Annotated in this window: 13 protein-coding genes; 1 reads left to right on the top strand and 12 read right to left on the bottom strand. The window is 53.3% G+C overall.

Annotated elements, in window-relative coordinates; translation table 11 throughout:
* Positions 1-79: 79 nt before the first annotated feature.
* Genes MKY96_RS31690 through MKY96_RS31680 form a run of 3 tightly spaced genes read right to left on the bottom strand, consistent with a single transcriptional unit; the run spans position 80 to position 3,012 of the window.
* Complete coding sequence (locus MKY96_RS31690; protein WP_340946613.1) at positions 80-1,984, bottom strand: hypothetical protein; 1,905 nt, start codon at positions 1,982-1,984, stop codon at positions 80-82.
* Complete coding sequence (locus MKY96_RS31685; protein WP_340946611.1) at positions 1,959-2,486, bottom strand: PulJ/GspJ family protein; 528 nt, start codon at positions 2,484-2,486, stop codon at positions 1,959-1,961. The genes MKY96_RS31690 and MKY96_RS31685 overlap by 26 nt, the downstream gene beginning before the upstream one ends.
* Positions 2,470-3,012 (bottom strand): prepilin-type N-terminal cleavage/methylation domain-containing protein, encoded by a 543-nt coding sequence (locus MKY96_RS31680; RefSeq protein WP_340946609.1) that lies wholly within the window; start codon positions 3,010-3,012, stop codon positions 2,470-2,472. Before MKY96_RS31680 ends, MKY96_RS31685 begins: the two co-directional genes overlap by 17 nt.
* Before the next feature lie 217 nt (positions 3,013-3,229).
* Here MKY96_RS31680 and MKY96_RS31675 point away from each other — a divergent pair, with 217 nt between their 5' ends.
* The gene (locus MKY96_RS31675; protein ID WP_340946607.1) at positions 3,230-4,015 is read left to right on the top strand and encodes an alpha/beta hydrolase; all 786 of its coding nucleotides are present in this window, start codon (positions 3,230-3,232) and stop codon (positions 4,013-4,015) included.
* Positions 4,016-4,283: 268 nt separating this feature from the next.
* Here the strand turns inward: MKY96_RS31675 and argH are convergent, their stop codons facing one another.
* The 9 genes from argH to prfB form a co-directional block, all read right to left on the bottom strand.
* The gene (gene argH / locus MKY96_RS31670) at positions 4,284-5,699 is read right to left on the bottom strand and encodes an argininosuccinate lyase (protein WP_340946605.1); all 1,416 of its coding nucleotides are present in this window, start codon (positions 5,697-5,699) and stop codon (positions 4,284-4,286) included.
* Positions 5,700-5,785: 86 nt separating this feature from the next.
* Positions 5,786-7,021 (bottom strand): argininosuccinate synthase, encoded by a 1,236-nt coding sequence (locus MKY96_RS31665; RefSeq protein WP_340946604.1) that lies wholly within the window; start codon positions 7,019-7,021, stop codon positions 5,786-5,788.
* A 644-nt stretch (positions 7,022-7,665) separates the two neighbouring features.
* Positions 7,666-8,634, bottom strand: coding sequence for an ornithine carbamoyltransferase (gene argF, locus MKY96_RS31660; RefSeq protein WP_340946602.1), 969 nt, complete (start codon positions 8,632-8,634; stop codon positions 7,666-7,668).
* Positions 8,631-9,917 (bottom strand): acetylornithine transaminase, encoded by a 1,287-nt coding sequence (locus MKY96_RS31655; protein WP_340946600.1) that lies wholly within the window; start codon positions 9,915-9,917, stop codon positions 8,631-8,633. The genes argF and MKY96_RS31655 overlap by 4 nt, the downstream gene beginning before the upstream one ends.
* Before the next feature lie 122 nt (positions 9,918-10,039).
* Entirely contained in the window at positions 10,040-10,864 is an 825-nt protein-coding gene (argB, locus tag MKY96_RS31650; protein ID WP_340946598.1) for an acetylglutamate kinase, read from the bottom strand.
* Between the two features lie 44 nt (positions 10,865-10,908).
* Positions 10,909-12,141, bottom strand: a complete 1,233-nt coding sequence (gene argJ / locus MKY96_RS31645; protein ID WP_340946596.1) for a bifunctional ornithine acetyltransferase/N-acetylglutamate synthase — start codon at positions 12,139-12,141, stop codon at positions 10,909-10,911.
* 22 nt (positions 12,142-12,163) lie between these two features.
* Entirely contained in the window at positions 12,164-13,219 is a 1,056-nt protein-coding gene (argC, locus tag MKY96_RS31640; RefSeq protein ID WP_445671517.1) for an N-acetyl-gamma-glutamyl-phosphate reductase, read from the bottom strand.
* A gap of 196 nt (positions 13,220-13,415) precedes the next feature.
* Complete coding sequence (locus MKY96_RS31635) at positions 13,416-14,300, bottom strand: YitT family protein (RefSeq protein ID WP_339251791.1); 885 nt, start codon at positions 14,298-14,300, stop codon at positions 13,416-13,418.
* Between the two features lie 72 nt (positions 14,301-14,372).
* Positions 14,373-15,507, bottom strand: a protein-coding gene (gene prfB / locus MKY96_RS31630; RefSeq protein ID WP_340946595.1) for a peptide chain release factor 2 whose coding sequence is annotated in 2 segments (ribosomal slippage) — positions 14,373-15,413 and positions 15,415-15,507 — 1,134 coding nt in all. Because the reading frame shifts where the segments join, the coding sequence is not laid out codon by codon here.
* Positions 15,508-15,672: the final 165 nt, after the last annotated feature.

The raw sequence follows: 15,672 nt of genomic DNA, 5'->3' as shown, positions 1-15,672 counted from the left end.
AAAAGACCTTCTCCGCTCCGATATCTACGGAACGTACGAGAAGGTCTTATTTCGGCTTACATCATGCTCATTATCTTAATTACTCTGTTGTATCAGTATGAGAAGATCTGGGAGGTATACTAACCAGCCTCATCGGACTGACAGCAATATTCACTTTGCGGACCCGCGGCAGACTGGATTGCTGATCGGTGTAGACCTTATAATTGTATATGACCCGAAAACGCTCCCTTGCCCTCGGCTCTGTAACTTGAGGTTCCGAGAAGATCAACTGGCTGGGTAGTGCCGCTTCAGACGGTTCAGATGTATTACCCAGCACCGCGTTTACTGTCAAATCTCCTTTTGAGAAAAAACCGCCCTTCAACCAGAATATGGAACCCACTCCATAAAGCTTAGCTTCAGCATCCGTATAAAAAAATGCATTCATTTCATCTGGATCTGCATTGGAAAAAGCATCAATCCGGTTTACCAGCACCGGTCCCTTGGAGATTAGCACTAATTCCTTTTTATCAGTACCCGTTCCCAAACCGCTGATTACAGCATCCTCCACTGTAGTACTTCCTAGCACAAACATCGTAGAATCGAAGGAGACATTGCCTTTAATCTTCACATCACCGGTAACTAGAATGTTTGCTTTTATGGGAATAAAACCGGCTTTATTATTTATAATATTCAAGTTACCATCCACCACAATCCACTTGGGCACAGCACCTCTTTTAGCCATTTCTTCAAAAGTCAGTCCGTAGAAATCATTTCCCTCAATGGTGAGATTACCGTCAACCCGGTAGGATTGATTCAAGCCCATGAAGGACTCATGATACGCTCTAAGCTCATTGTCATATTGTTCAAGTCTCACCAGATAATCTTGATCACTCTCCTCCTCGCCCTGTGCAGGTTTCTCGGGAGGAGGATTAACTGTCTTGGCTTCAATAAGACTCCCTGTCTGAAGCCATTGGGTTAGCTCACTTGGATTCTTTCCGCTTAGCCGCCCCCTCAGTGCATCGGCCGCATTGTCATTAGAAGGCGAAGTCGATTCGACCAGCTTATCGATAAAGGACTCCTCTACATTAATTTGCACAAACTTTTTCTGCTCTTTAATTTTAATTTTGTCTAAATCAATCCCCATAATATCTTGAACCGTTTGTTTCATATCGGAGCTGTCAGCTAATCTCTTGGCCTCCCCCCCGTTTCCTGACGGATCGAATACATGGTATTCAATATCTTTAAGAGACTGTACAAATACCTCTCCCAAATTGGCAGCATCCATTCCATTCGGCTGTATCTGCGGAAACATTGTTGGTTTTTTCAACCCGGAATCCTCTAGATATTTATACTCTGCCCTGTTAGAGATAATCAGCTTATTGCCTGCGTAAATATTACCTTTTACCACCGGAGCTCCATTTAGATAGACGTTCTGTTCGGAGCCAAAGGCATATTTCAGAAAGTCAGGATAGGTATCGATAGTAATTCTCTGCTGCAGTGTGCGTTGCACTCCATTTACCAATGCTGAAGCCTCTACATCAATATAATATTGTCTTGTCTGCTTAATATCATCGAATTTCTTGTCTTTATATTCTATGTAATCAATGATGCCACTGCTGTTAACGCCAAGCTCTGTAGATACATTGAGACCTTTCTGATCTAACCCGTTCAGAACATGCTCTAGCTTATCCGGGTTAATATCCGTTATTGGGGATAGCTTGGCTTGAATATACGCGGTGGCCTCATCCAGGCCCTTTTGCGCCAAGTGAAGACTTTGCACATCATTCTCTCTGGTCTCTGTCCGTACAGCTCCACCGACAGTCGCGCTGAGTACCCCCATCCCAAGAATCGTAAGCAACAGCACGATGAACATTACCAGAACCAGAGCGGAGCCACTCTCGGAACGAAACTGCTGGCCCCTGGCTCTGTTCTCTCCCTCCCGTGAGAGAGCCTTCAGCTTAAGAAGCTTAGCCTTACCTTTAGAAGCCGAATTGGCTATCCACATGTAGCTCATCCTCCTCTGATGCCCCGCCTTTGTAATTCAATTTGAGCTGAATTCGCACCAGTCCGGATTCATATAATGCGTTAAGATTGGATCTATTCTCATCCACCTTGGTTACTGCTATGGCTGATCCCGCTAATGCCGAGTCCAAATGAAGTGCCGATGTGCTTCCCGGACCAATTCTGGAATCCCCTATTTGAATATCGTTGCCGTCAACCTGAATACGCAGAGGATCACGATCAGATCTTAATAGCATAATTCCTGAATTAGTACTCTGGATTTCCTCAGGTCCATACGTATATAGTTGCGTAATAATGGAGGACATCACAAGATCAGCTTCATCGCGCAGTTTATTTTCCACCGTAATTTTATGATAGCTTCGGAAACCAAACATAGTCACGGAGCCAATGATCCCGGCCACAATGGCAAATAGACTGATGGCAGCGATCAGTTCAATCAGAGTAAAACCAATCTCGCGCTCAGCTGTATTAGCGAATCTCTTCATTGCTGATATATCCCTCCACCTCTACTGGTGCCGATGGGCCGCCCTCGGAATCACGGGTAACCACGACTTTGACTGGGAGCAGATATTCTTGATAAGCGTCATCTAACTCCTTTTGATAAATAACATCAATACTGTAATCCATTCCGTTTACTTTGGGGTGTAGTACATGAGACAGGGTTTCCGTGTTAAACGCCTTCCGGTAGGCAACTCCTTCATCGCTGATGGCATCACCACAGCCCTCAATCTTGCAAACATCTGCAGAAAGTCTATCTGTCTTATCTCTGAAGAACTCTACGGTTTTGTCAAAATCCTGCTTCTCCATATAAAAAAGCGCGTTCCGTGCCAGATTGACCATGATCGTCTTGTTCTGGTTGGACTTGGAATAGGTCATGGCATTGGTGAAATAAGAAGTCAGCACCAGGGACACTATCGACAAAATGACGATGGCGGCCAGCACCTCGATCAGGGTGAAGCCCGCTTCCTTGCCCCGCTCGCGGCTGCGGTTCCATGGGTCTTTCCAGGACATTATGTTCGCTCCCTATACTCTATTGAAATTCAATTATGGGCTTATCCGTGTCTTCAGTCCTGTGTCCTTGCATGTTTATATGAATCTTTCTACCTACTTCCATTATATTCTTTCTGCTCCGGCAGCAGCAATGCTTGCGGACAATTAATCTGGAGAAATCTACAATTTATATCAGGTAAGGGCTGTGCTATCATGTGGGCAGAAAGGGGATACGCAAATGGCTTTAATTGAATGTAAATTTTATTCGGAGGTGCTGGGGCTCAGTACTTCGATGACTGTCATTCTGCCGCAGCAGACCACTACGCAGATCGGAATGAGCAATGTCTCCAAAGGGACCTTACACCCCACGCTGTATCTGCTGCACGGCCTGTCTGACGATGATTCGATCTGGCTACGCCGGACCTCAATTGAGCGTTATGTAGCGGAGCTGGGCATCGCTGTGGTTATGCCGCAGGTCCACCGCAGCTTCTACACGGATATGGAGGCAGGCGGCAAGTACTGGACATTCATTAGTGAGGAGTTACCGGCACTGGCCCGTTCCTTCTTCCCGTTGTCGGCCAAGCGCGAGGATAACTTCGTGGCGGGATTGTCGATGGGCGGATATGGGGCAATGAAGCTCGGACTGCGCAAGCCGGGGGACTGGACTGCCGCAGCAAGTCTGTCTGGAGCCCTCGATATGGCACACAATTTCTTGAACTTTGAAGATCCATCGCAGAAGACTAAGGATTATTTGCAGATTTTTGGGGACAAGGACATTACCGGTACTCCGGAAGATCTGCTATGGCTGCTTGAGGAAGTGAACCGCTCCAAAGGACCGAAGCCGCTGCTCTATCAGTGCTGTGGAACCGAGGATTTCCTGTATGAGGATAACCAGGTCTTCCGTAAGGCCTGCTCCAAGACGAAGCTGTCTCTGACCTACGAGGAAGGGCCGGGCGAGCATGAGTGGGGATACTGGGATGCCAAGATCCGCGATGTGCTGAAGTGGCTGCCGCTAAGCAAGTAGAATCTTCCAGATTGTAAGCGGATACGGATCATTTCCGTGAGCTTCTACCTGGGGTGCGGAGAATATAACATTATCGCTCAAAAAAAAGACTGTTCTACCGCATCTAACCGATGCTAGTAGAGACAGTCTTTCGTTTAAAATATAAGAATTTATATGTTGCACACGATAACTTATCCTTCTATTTCTCGCTGAAACGGTACCGTCCTTTAAAAGGACGGCAATGCCGTTTCCACTTATCCTCTAGTTTCGCCTTCAGGCTCTCCCAGGCTTACTCCGCCGCATTCCCATGCTGCTTCACCCATTCACCCGCAGCAGCCAGGTCCGCTTCAGCCCGCCCGATGGCAGCCTGCACCTGAACCGTAGCGGTACCGCCGTAGACATTACGGGCGTTCACCACGGCCTCCGGCTGGAGCACCGCATAGATCTGATCGTCGAACAACGGCGAGAATTGCTTGAATTCGTCCAGCGTCAGATCGAGCAGGAACTTGCCCTCGTTGATGCAATACAGGACAGTCTTGCCGATCACCTCATGTGCCTGACGGAACGGCAGGCCTTTGCCTACCAGGAAGTCGGCGATATCGGTCGCGTTGGAGAAGTCCGTATTCACCGCTTCGCGCATCCGCGCCTTGTTCACCTTCATGGTGGAGATCATCGGCGCGAACAGCTGCAAGGCCCCTGTAAGCGTAGCTACAGTATCGAACATGCCCTCCTTGTCTTCCTGCATGTCCTTGTTATAGGCCAGCGGCAGCGACTTCAGCACGGTCAGGAGTCCGATCAGGTTGCCGTAGACACGGCCTGTCTTGCCGCGCACCAGCTCCGGCACATCCGGGTTCTTCTTCTGCGGCATGATGCTGCTGCCGGTGCAGAAGGCATCATCCAGCTCCACGAAGCTGAATTCGGTGCTGCTCCACAGCACCAGCTCTTCGCTGAGCCGGGACAGATGAGTCATAACGAGCGATGCATTCGCCAGGAACTCCACGATGAAGTCGCGGTCGCTGACCGCATCCAGACTGTTCTCATAGACCCCGTCGAAGCCAAGCTGCTCGGCCACGAAGTGACGGTCAATCGGGAACGTCGTTCCCGCCAGCGCCCCGGCACCCAGCGGCAGCACGTTGATCCGCTTGTAGCTGTCGGTCAGGCGCTCCGCATCGCGGCGGAACATCGACACGTAGGCCAGCAGATGATGCGCGAACAGAATCGGTTGTGCCCGCTGCAGGTGGGTATATCCAGGAACGATGGTCTCCAGGTTATCCTTGGCCTGCCCGATCAGCGCACCCTGCAGCTCATGCAGCAGCGCTACCAGCTCCACCACGCGGTTACGCAGGTAGAGGTGCATATCTGTAGCCACCTGATCGTTGCGGCTGCGTCCGGTGTGCAGCTTGCCGCCGACCGGGCCGATCTGTTCGATCAGGTTCTTTTCAATATTCATGTGGATATCTTCATCGGCAACCGAGAACACAATCTCCCCCGCACGTACCTTGTCCAGTACCTTCGCGAGCCCGTTCTTAATCGTCTCGACATCCTCCTGCGGCAGAATTCCGCATTTACCCAGCATCGTGACATGGGCCAGACTGCCCTGCACATCCTCTTCCGCCAGCACTTTATCGAACTCGATAGAAGCCGTATATTCCTCTACCAGCTTGTTCGTTCCTTTGGTAAAACGTCCGCCCCACAGCTTGCTCACCTGTTGTTCCTCCTCGATAGACGTTAGAAGGGCCGCCCCTGTCCAGTTGGGAGGAACGGCCTTCTTGTGTCCGCTTTTATATGCTGCTACTTATTGGATTCTGCTACGCCTGCCGATACCTTCAGACGAAGGGCATTCAGACGGATGAAGCCGGTCGCATCGCCCTGGTCGTAGGCCTGAGTAGGATCTGCCTCCATGGTGGCGATATCCGGGTTGTACAGGCTGACCGGACTCTTGACTCCGGCGCCGATGATGTTGCCCTTGTAGAGCTTCACGCGTACCGTACCGGTCACGTTCTTCTGGCTCTCCTTCACCAGGGCCTGCATCGCAATCCGCTCCGGTGCGAACCAGAAGCCGTTATACACCAGCGTGCTGTAACGGGTGATCAGGCTGTCACGCAGGTTCATCACTTCACGGTCCATGGTGATCGATTCCATTTTGCGGTGAGCGGTGAACAGAATGGTTCCGCCCGGAGTCTCATACACGCCACGGCTCTTCATGCCGACAAAACGGTTCTCGACCATATCCACGCGTCCAATCCCGTGCTTGCCGCCCAGCTCATTGAGCTTCTCCATCACTTGCAGCGGGGATAACGCTTCGCCGTTCAGCGCTACACAGTCACCCTTGACGAAGTCCAGCTCCAGATACTCAGCTTCATCCGGGGCGTCCTCCGGCGCATTGGAGAGCAGGAACATTTCCTTGTTCTCCGGTGCGCTTGGATCGAACCACGGGTCTTCCAGCACGCCGCTCTCATAGCTGATATGCAGCAGGTTGCGGTCCATCGAATACGGCTTAGCCGCAGAGGCTTGTACCGGAATACCGTTGGCTTCGGCGTAAGCGATCATCTCGGCCCGGCCCGGGAACTGGTTGCGGAACTCTTCCAGACGCCAAGGCGCGATTACCTTAATGCTCGGCGATAACGCAGCAGCGTTCAGCTCGAAGCGGACCTGGTCATTCCCTTTACCTGTAGCTCCATGGGCAATGGCTGTAGCGCCTTCGGCAATAGCGATATCCACCATGCGCTTGGCGATCAGCGGACGGGCAATGCTGGTGCCCAGCAGATATTGTCCCTCATAGAGTGCACCCGCCTGGAACATCGGATAGATGAAGTCATTCGCGAACTCATCGCGCAGATCATCGATGTAGACCTTGGATGCGCCGGTTGCGAGTGCTTTTTCCTCCAGACCATCCAACTCTTCTTTTTGACCAATATCCGCTGTAAAAGCAATAATCTCCGCATCATACGTTTCTTTCAGCCATTTCAGAATGACTGAGGTATCCAGCCCGCCGGAATAGGCGAGTACAATTTTTTCTTTTGGCATGGGGGTTTAGCTTCCTTTCGGTGTGGAGGGTGATTATAAGATCAACTTCAAGCTTTGCGTATAGACATCCGGTGCTTGGACGCAGCTGCATGAAATGTTTGGACTTCCGGCCGCTGTTGTCTCCAGATATTCTTGAATATACCGCTAGAGCGGATAATATCCGGAGACAAAGGCGGACGCTTACGCTCCTACAGTTCCAAACTTTCACTTCGCTGCTATGCACCGGAAATCCAACGCTCCGTACCTAAGTTGATCTTATATATGTGTTGTATATATATAATTCAATTACTTCAACCCATCGAAACCTATCACTTGCTCAGGGTTGGCTGTGCACGATTAAGGTGCCATGGGTGGACTTAATTGCAATTTGTACAACTAAATTGGCTGATATAACGCAGAGTGTGCGTTTAGCTGTAGTTCGTACAATTAAAATGCCTCTATACCTGAATTCTCGCCTATTAGGGCGGATTTAGTTGTACAGACTACAGTTAGAAGAGGACACTCTAACTTTTCACGGTTTTTAATTGTACAGAATACACTTATCTCTAAATGTCTGCTAAAAATGACACTTCAATTCATACATGCGCGCATTTGTGGGTGGTATGAACTCATTTCTTTGCTTCTGACGCTTTGCTAGGCTCAATCTAGCCCATCAAAGCCGCCATCAGCGCCTTCTGCGCATGCAGGCGGTTCTCCGCCTGATCGAAGATCGCGGAGTTCGGGCCGTCGATGACACCGGTGCTGACCTCTTCCTCGCGGTGGGCCGGCAGGCAGTGCAGGAACAGATAATCGCTCTTCGCGCCTTTTACGAGCTCTTCGTTGACCTGATAGTCCTTGAACGCCGCTTCACGTGCCAGCTGCTCGGCCTCGAAGCCCATGCTCGCCCAGACATCCGTATAGATCACATCAGCGTCCTGTACCGCCTCCTGCGGGCTTCGGGTCACGGTGATGACCGAGCCTGTCTCCTTGGCAATCTCGCGCGCCTCGGCCACCACAGACTCGTCCGGCTCGTAGCCTTCCGGTGCGGCGATAGAGACATGTACGCCCAGCTTGGCGCCGCCGATCAGCAGGGAATGCGCCATATTGTTACCGTCGCCGATATACGCCAGCTTCAGTCCCTTCAGCTTGCCCTTGTGCTCGTATACAGTCTGGTAGTCTGCCAGCACCTGGCAGGGATGGGCCAGATCGCTAAGGCCGTTGATGACAGGCACCGAAGCGTAGCGGGCCAAATCTTCCACTTTATCATGGCCGAACGTACGGATCATGATACCGTCCAGATAACGCGACATGACCTGGGCCGTATCACCAACCGTCTCGCCACGGCCGAGCTGGATATCATTTTTGCTCAGGAACAGGGCATGACCGCCCAGCTGATACATCCCCACTTCGAACGACACCCGTGTGCGGGTAGAGGATTTCTCAAAAATAAGACCGATCGTCTTCCCCAGCAGCGGCTGGTAGACCTCACCGTTCTTCTGCTTGCGCTTCAGCTCAATCGCCAGATCAATCAAATACGTGATTTCCTCCGGGCTGTAATCATTCAGCTCCAGCAAATCACGGCCTTTGAGCTGTGCGGCAATCGTCTCTGTTACGCCTGGTGTACCGTGACTCATGAATTTGCCTCCCCGTTTCCTTGATTAGCATAAGTATGAATTAGTTCCGATAGGATGTCCACCGCCTGATCAATCTCGGCCGTGCTGACGTACAGATTAGGCAACAGACGGATTACATCCGGGCCAGCCTGAACGAACAGCAGTCCTTGCTTCTGTCCGGCGAGAACGATCTCGGCTACCGGCTCCTGGCATTCAATGCCGATCAGCAGGCCTTTGCCGCGAATCTCCTTCACGAAGGAAGTGTCCGCCAGCTTCGCTCTAAGCTGTCCGCTTAAGTATTCGCCCATCTCCGCAGCCCGCTCGGGCAGCTTGTCTTCGAGCATGGTCTCAATGGTCGCTTGCATCACTGCTGCCGCCAGCGGGGTGCCGCCGAAGGTACTGGCGTGGCTGCCCGGGCTGAAGGCCTCGCGCAGATAGCCCTTGCCGAGCATCACACCGGCCGGGAAGCCGCTGGCTACCCCTTTGGCCAAGGTGAAGATGTCCGGCTCAATGCCGTAATGCTGATGAGCGAACAGCTTGCCCGTACGGCCCATCCCGGTCTGCACTTCGTCCACGATCAGCAGCAGTCCGTGCTCCTTGCACAGCGCTACAACAGCATCCATGAACTCCTGCTGTACCTCAAGCACACCGCCCTCGGCAAGCACCATCTCCAGCATAATCGCTGCCGTATGCTCGGTAATGGCACCCTTCAGCGCCTCCAGATCATGCAGCGGCACCGTCTTGAAGCCTGCCGGAAGCGGCAGGAAGCCTTCTTTTACCTTCGCCTGACCTGTTGCTGTCAGTGTAGCCAGCGTACGGCCATGGAACGATTGCTCGAAGGTAATCACTTCATAGCGGTCCGTCCCCTTCACCTTCTGGTGATACCGGCGCGCCAGCTTGATGGCTGCTTCATTCGCTTCCGCTCCGCTGTTGCAGAAGAAAACCTGATCCGCACAGCTATTCTCTGTCAGCAGCGCAGCTACCCGTTCCTGGCCCGGAATGTGAAACAGGTTCGAGACATGCCACAGCGTATCAATCTGCTCCTTGAGCTTCGCACCGACCTTCTCCGGCGCATGGCCCAGGCTCGTTACTGCGAGGCCGCTCATGAAGTCCAGATACTTGTTACCCTGCTCATCCCATACCCAGCTGCCTTTGCCTTTGACCAGACTGATATCATATCTGCTATATGACGGGAATACCGCACTCAGCTTGGCAGGAGCGGCCCCCTGTCCGTTCGTTCCTGCTGAACGCTCCTGCGGCGCCTCTGTCAAAGAATTCTTGTCCGTTTGCGTAAGCTCACTCATTCTTAGTCACTCTCCCACCATGCTGCTGCCGGCTCCCCGTCAGCGCGTCTAATTTACTTGTCACTTTGCTACAGAACTACGAATCCCTGTCAGAACGTCTTTCCACTCAATCTGCTATCTCCTTATCGAACAATCCGCGTGCCCAGCGCTTCACCCTTCAGCACCCGGCTGAGGACACGCGGCTCTTTGCCGTCTACAATAATAACTTCGGACACCTGACCCTGGATGCAGTCCATCGCGGCGCGCACCTTGGGAATCATTCCGCCGTAGATCTCACCATTTTCAATCAGCGCTTCAATCTGCGCCACCGTTACGGACGGAAGCACTACCTTCTCCCCGTCCACCGTCCGCATAATACCCGGCACATCCGTAACCACGATCATACTCGGCGAGCCGATATATGAAGCCACTGCTCCGGCAGCGGTGTCCGCATTGATATTGTACCGCTGGCCTTCGCCATCTACGCCCACTGGTGCAATAACCGGAATATAGCCCATCGCCAGGATACCCGTCACAATCTCCGCCTGGACTCCGCTTACCTCTCCCACCAGACCCACTTCATGATGGTTAGCCACCGGACGCGCCGTAATCAGGTTACCGTCTACGCCCGATACGCCGAGCGCCTGTCCCCCGCTGGCCTGAATACGCCGGACAATCGCCTTGTTGATGCTGCCAGACAGGGTCATCTCCACCACATCCAGCACCTCTTCCGTCGTTACCCGCAGGCCGTTCACGAAGCGGCTCTCAATGCCGAGCTTCTCCAGATTGCCGGAGATCGCCGGGCCGCCGCCATGCACGATTACAGGCTGATTCCCGCTGACCTGAAGCTCCCGCAGATCCTCGAAGAATGAATCCGGCAGCGCCGCCAGCGTACTCCCCCCGCATTTCATTACGAACAACCCGGCGGCCCCCGCCTGCGCCTGAGACTCTATCGGTTCTAACGTCATCTCCCTGCCCCCTCTGTACAAGCTTCTACACGCCTCTGCACAAATTACGTGCGGTAAGCCGCATTAATCCGCACATAATCATAAGTCAGGTCGCAGCCCCAGGCTGTAGCCTGACCGCTGCCGTCCGACAAGGTTACCGTGATCAGCACGGTATCCGTCTTTTGCAGATAATGCAGTGCCTGTTCCTCATCAAAAGCCACCGGACGCGACCCGCGCAGCACCTCGATCTCACCCAGCTTAATATCTACCCGCTCCGGCGATACCGGAACGCCCGCGCGCCCTACAGCCGCGATAATCCGCCCCCAGTTGGCATCCGCGCCGAAGATCGCCGATTTCACCAGGCTGGAGCCGACCACGGTCTTGGCAATCGCCGCCGCACCTTCATCATGCACCGCCCCGTTCACCTGCACCTCAATCAGCTTCGTGGCCCCTTCGCCGTCACGGGCAATCGCCATCGCCAGATGCTGGCACACATGGGTGAACGCCGCAGCAAAAGCTTCCCAGTCCGCATGCAGCCGCGTCAGCTTCTCATTGCCGGCCAGCCCGCTGGCCATCGCAACCAGCATATCATTCGTACTGGTATCACCATCAACGGTAATCATATTAAAAGTAGAATTAGTAGCTGTGCGCAGCAGACTGAGCAGATCCTCCCCATCAATGAGCACATCGGTGGTCATGAAGCCCAGCATCGTCGCCATGTTCGGGTGAATCATCCCGGAACCCTTCGCCGCTCCGGCAATCGTAACCTCTGTACCGCCTACCGTTACTTTTACGCAGCTTTCTTTTTTGACCAGATCAGTGGTCAGGATCGCCTGGCTGAATTCCTCCGCACCGGAAGCGCCCGTGTCCAGCTTCTCCGGCAGTCCGGCAATCCCGCTGCGCACACAGTCCATCTTCAGCAGTTCCCCGATCACACCTGTGGAAGCGACAGCGACATCCAGCTCATTCACGCCCAGATGACGGGCAGCGGCAGCACGCATCTCGTACGCATCCGCCTCTCCCTGGTCCCCTGTACAGGCATTGGCATTGCCGCTGTTCACGATCACCGCCTGCAGCGTTCCGTCCGCCAGACTCTCCCGCGTAACCTTCAGCGGAGCCGCCTGAAATACATTGGTCGTATACACCGCAGCCGCCGTAGCAGGCACCTCACATAGAATTGCGCCGAGGTCATTACGCTCAGTTTTTTTGAGACCGCAGTGCAGACCACCGGAGGTGAAGCCCTTAGGTGCAGTAATACTTCCGCCTTCTACGACGGTATATAGTGGTTTCTCACTCATGATATTGTTTGACCGCTTGCGCTTATGGATACACTGGTGTGTAACCCAGCCCGCGGGTTTCCTCCCATCCCATCATCAAATTGAGGTTCTGAATCGCTTGCCCTGCGGCGCCCTTAACGATATTGTCGATGACCGACACAATAGTAACCCGTCCGGTGCGTGCGTCTGTGGCGAAGCCGATATCGCAGTAATTCGATCCGCTGACTTCCTTCGTCGCCGGAACCACGCCGGGCTCACGCACCCGCACATACGGCCTGCCTGCATAATAGTTACGATATAAATCTACGAGTTCCTGTTCACTATGTTCACCAATCAGTCCGGCATACATCGTAGCCATAATCCCCCGGGTCATCGGCACCAGATGGGTAGTGAAGGTTACTGTAACTTTCTCCCCGGCAATATCGGTCAGCACCTGTTCAATTTCAGGGATGTGCTGATGCTTGTTGATTTTGTAAGCTTTGAAGTTCTCATTGATCTCAGCAAAATGCACCATCAGGCTCGTTCCCCGCCCTGCCCCGGACACCCCGGATTTCGCATCAATAATGATGCTGTCCGGCTTGATCCAGCCTGCCGCAAGCGCCGGAATCAGCCCCAGCAGCGTAGCTGTCGGGTAACAACCGGGATTAGAGATGAAGTCCACTCCGGCCGCACGCTCTCCGTACACCTCGCATAACCCGTATACCGCCTGTTCCAGGTAAGCTTCCGGAGGAGCCGGGTGCTTATACCACTGCTCATACTCTGCGCCATCCTTCAGCCGGAAGTCCCCGGATAGATCCACGACCTTGAGTCCCGCCTCAAGCAGCCCGGGCACCAGCTTCGCACTCACCCCCGACGGGGTAGCAGTAAATACAACATCTGCTCTGCTTGCAATCTCTGCTGCATCTACACCGTCCAGCTTACGCTGCACCACTCCCGTGAGATGCGGAAAACCCTCCTCAATCGGCGCACCCGCACTCGAAGAGGAAATCACTGATGTAATCTCTATATCAGGGTGGCCCTGCAGCAGTCTAATCAGCTCCACGCCCCCATATCCCGTTGATCCGACAATTGCCGCTCTCAGCTTGCCTGTCACTGTCATCCCCGCTTCCCGTTTCTCATTTCTATCATTATCGCTCATGCATAACCGTCCTGCAAATATGTATTATTATACGACCGAATTAATATAAATACAACATGTTACGTCAAGTTTATTCAGCTGGCACACAAGAAGAAAAGGCAGGGTCATCCTATTCGCTCCACGATAAAAAAAGAAGCGCAGAGCCCCCTAAGGGAGTCTACGCTTCTCTTTTGAACCCTTCGCCCAGCACTTCATGGGCCTCGGTAATAATTACAAATGCAGCCGGGTCCACCGAGCGGACGATCGCCTTCAGCCTCGTAATTTCATTCTGGCCTACTACAACCATCAGCACCGTACGGTTATCCCCGGTATAGCCGCCTTGCGCATTCAGCTTGGTCAGCCCGCGGTCCAGATCATTCAGAATCGCCTGCGAGATGTCCTCAGTGTGATCCGAGATGATATACGCCACCTTTGTGGTGCTGAAGCCCACCTCCAGCGCGTTGATCACCCGGCCGGTGACGAACAGCCCGATCAGTGCATACATCGCCTGCTCCATCCCCAGTACAAAAGCCGCCAAGGTAATCACCGTACCATCCAGCAGCACAACGGACAGTGAGAAGCTGAAGCCGGTAAGCTTTTGAATAATCTGTGCCGCAATGGTCAGTCCGCCTGTAGAGCCGCGCCCCCGGAAGACGAGGCCGAGCCCGAGACCCACACCAATTCCTCCATAGATAGAGGCCAGGAGCGGATTCGTGGTCGGCACAGGCCCGTCCTTCGTCAGGAAGATAAACAGCGGCAGCACAAAGCTGCCCAGCAGAGAGCGGATGCCGTACTGTTTGCCGAGGAAGATCACGCCGAGAATGAAGAGTGGAATATTCAGCGCCCACTGGGTAAAAGCAGGCTCTGCCCCAAACCAGGCCTCGGCCAGTACCGACAGCCCCGACACCCCGCCGGATGCAATCCGGTTCGGGAGGAAGAACAGGTTGAACGCCAGGCCGGTGATCAGCGAGCCAATCAGAATAAGCGCAATGTCCACCGTATGACGCAGCGGTCCGTTCAAGGGAATGAGCGGAGGTTTGTTGCGTGAATTGATTTTTTGCATGGTTGGCCGGACTCCTTTATGTTCAGACAAAAATTCCTACACCTCCGAAGACGCGTAGGAATTGGATTACTTTTATTCAGCTTCCGTCTTGATCTGGCTCCGCAGATACCCGTCAATGAAGCCGTCCAGATCTCCATCCATTACCGCTCCAACGTTGCCCGTCTCCACAGAGGTACGGTGATCCTTCACCATGCTGTAAGGATGGAACACATAGGAACGAATCTGACTGCCCCAGGCAATATCCGATTGCTCGCCGCGGATCTCGTCCAGATGTGCCTGCTGCTCCTGGATTTTGCGCTCATAGAGCTTGGAACGCAGCATCTTCATCGCCTGCTCCCGGTTCTTGATCTGGGAACGCTCATTCTGACAGGTGACCACCACGCCGGTTGGCATATGCGTAATCCGCACCGCGGAGTCTGTAGTATTGATGTGCTGACCGCCCGCGCCGCTGGCCCGGTACGTATCAATCTTCAGGTCTTCCGTACGGATATCCACCTCGACGTCGTCTGCAATCTCCGGTACCACATCGCAGGATACGAAGGAGGTATGCCGTCTGCCTGAGGAGTCAAAAGGCGAAATGCGCACCAGCCGGTGCACGCCCTTCTCTGCCTTGAGGTACCCATATACATTGTGGCCCTTAATTAACAAAGTTACACTCTTGATTCCTGCTTCATCGCCCGGCAGATAATCCAGCACATCTACCTTGAAGCCCCGCTTCTCCGCCCAGCGTGTGTACATGCGCAGCAGCATTTGGCCCCAATCCTGGGACTCCGTACCGCCTGCACCGGGATGCAGCTCCAGAATCGCGTTCAGCTTATCGTATGGCTGATTAAGCAGCAGCTGCAGCTCGAACTCATCCACTCTGGCGCTTATACTGCGAATCGTTCCGGCTATCTCCTCTGCCAACGCGTCGTCGCCTTCCTCATCGGCCAGCTCCGCCATCATGGCAGCATCGTCATAATCCTGCTGGAGCTTCTCGAATTGGTCAACCACCGACTTCACGGCATTCATCTCGCCAATCACGCTCTGCGCCTGATCGGGATCATCCCAGAACCCGGGAGCCGCCATCTTCTCTTCGAAGTTCGCTATCATCTCCAGCTTCAGGTCTAAGTCAAAGTGACCCCCTAAGGTTGGTTAATTTCTTGCCCATTTCACGCAGGTCCTGCTTCACATTAGGATCGATCAATTGGATCACTTCACCTTTCATAATTGAATATCGCGCCGGGCTGCCGGTTTGGATGTTTGGCGGATAGGCGACGCAGCTTCTGATCGCCGCTTCATCGCTCTTAAGAAATGCCTGTCGGTGTACGCCGTAACTGCGGGAAATGTTTGGACTTCCGGCCGCTGTTAGGATTGAATTTCCTTATTTAAA

Source organism: Paenibacillus sp. FSL R7-0302 (assembly GCF_038006885.1).
Classification (GTDB): domain Bacteria; phylum Bacillota; class Bacilli; order Paenibacillales; family Paenibacillaceae; genus Paenibacillus_AQ.
The sequence above is the reverse complement of the archived record's forward strand: the minus strand, read 5'-3'. Positions and strand labels throughout refer to the sequence as shown.

Coding starts and splice junctions, on each gene's coding strand:
- MKY96_RS31665 (WP_340946604.1), bottom strand. CDS start 7,021: ATGCCAAAAGAAAAAATTGTACTCGCCTATTCCGGCGGGCTGGATACC.
- MKY96_RS31675 (WP_340946607.1), top strand. CDS start 3,230: ATGGCTTTAATTGAATGTAAATTTTATTCGGAGGTGCTGGGGCTCAGT.
- MKY96_RS31685 (WP_340946611.1), bottom strand. CDS start 2,486: ATGAAGAGATTCGCTAATACAGCTGAGCGCGAGATTGGTTTTACTCTG.
- argF (WP_340946602.1), bottom strand. CDS start 8,634: ATGAGTCACGGTACACCAGGCGTAACAGAGACGATTGCCGCACAGCTC.
- MKY96_RS31655 (WP_340946600.1), bottom strand. CDS start 9,917: ATGAGTGAGCTTACGCAAACGGACAAGAATTCTTTGACAGAGGCGCCG.
- MKY96_RS31635 (WP_339251791.1), bottom strand. CDS start 14,300: ATGCAAAAAATCAATTCACGCAACAAACCTCCGCTCATTCCCTTGAAC.
- argB (WP_340946598.1), bottom strand. CDS start 10,864: ATGACGTTAGAACCGATAGAGTCTCAGGCGCAGGCGGGGGCCGCCGGG.
- argJ (WP_340946596.1), bottom strand. CDS start 12,141: ATGAGTGAGAAACCACTATATACCGTCGTAGAAGGCGGAAGTATTACT.
- argC (WP_445671517.1), bottom strand. CDS start 13,219: ATGACAGTGACAGGCAAGCTGAGAGCGGCAATTGTCGGATCAACGGGA.
- MKY96_RS31680 (WP_340946609.1), bottom strand. CDS start 3,012: ATGTCCTGGAAAGACCCATGGAACCGCAGCCGCGAGCGGGGCAAGGAA.
- MKY96_RS31690 (WP_340946613.1), bottom strand. CDS start 1,984: ATGTGGATAGCCAATTCGGCTTCTAAAGGTAAGGCTAAGCTTCTTAAG.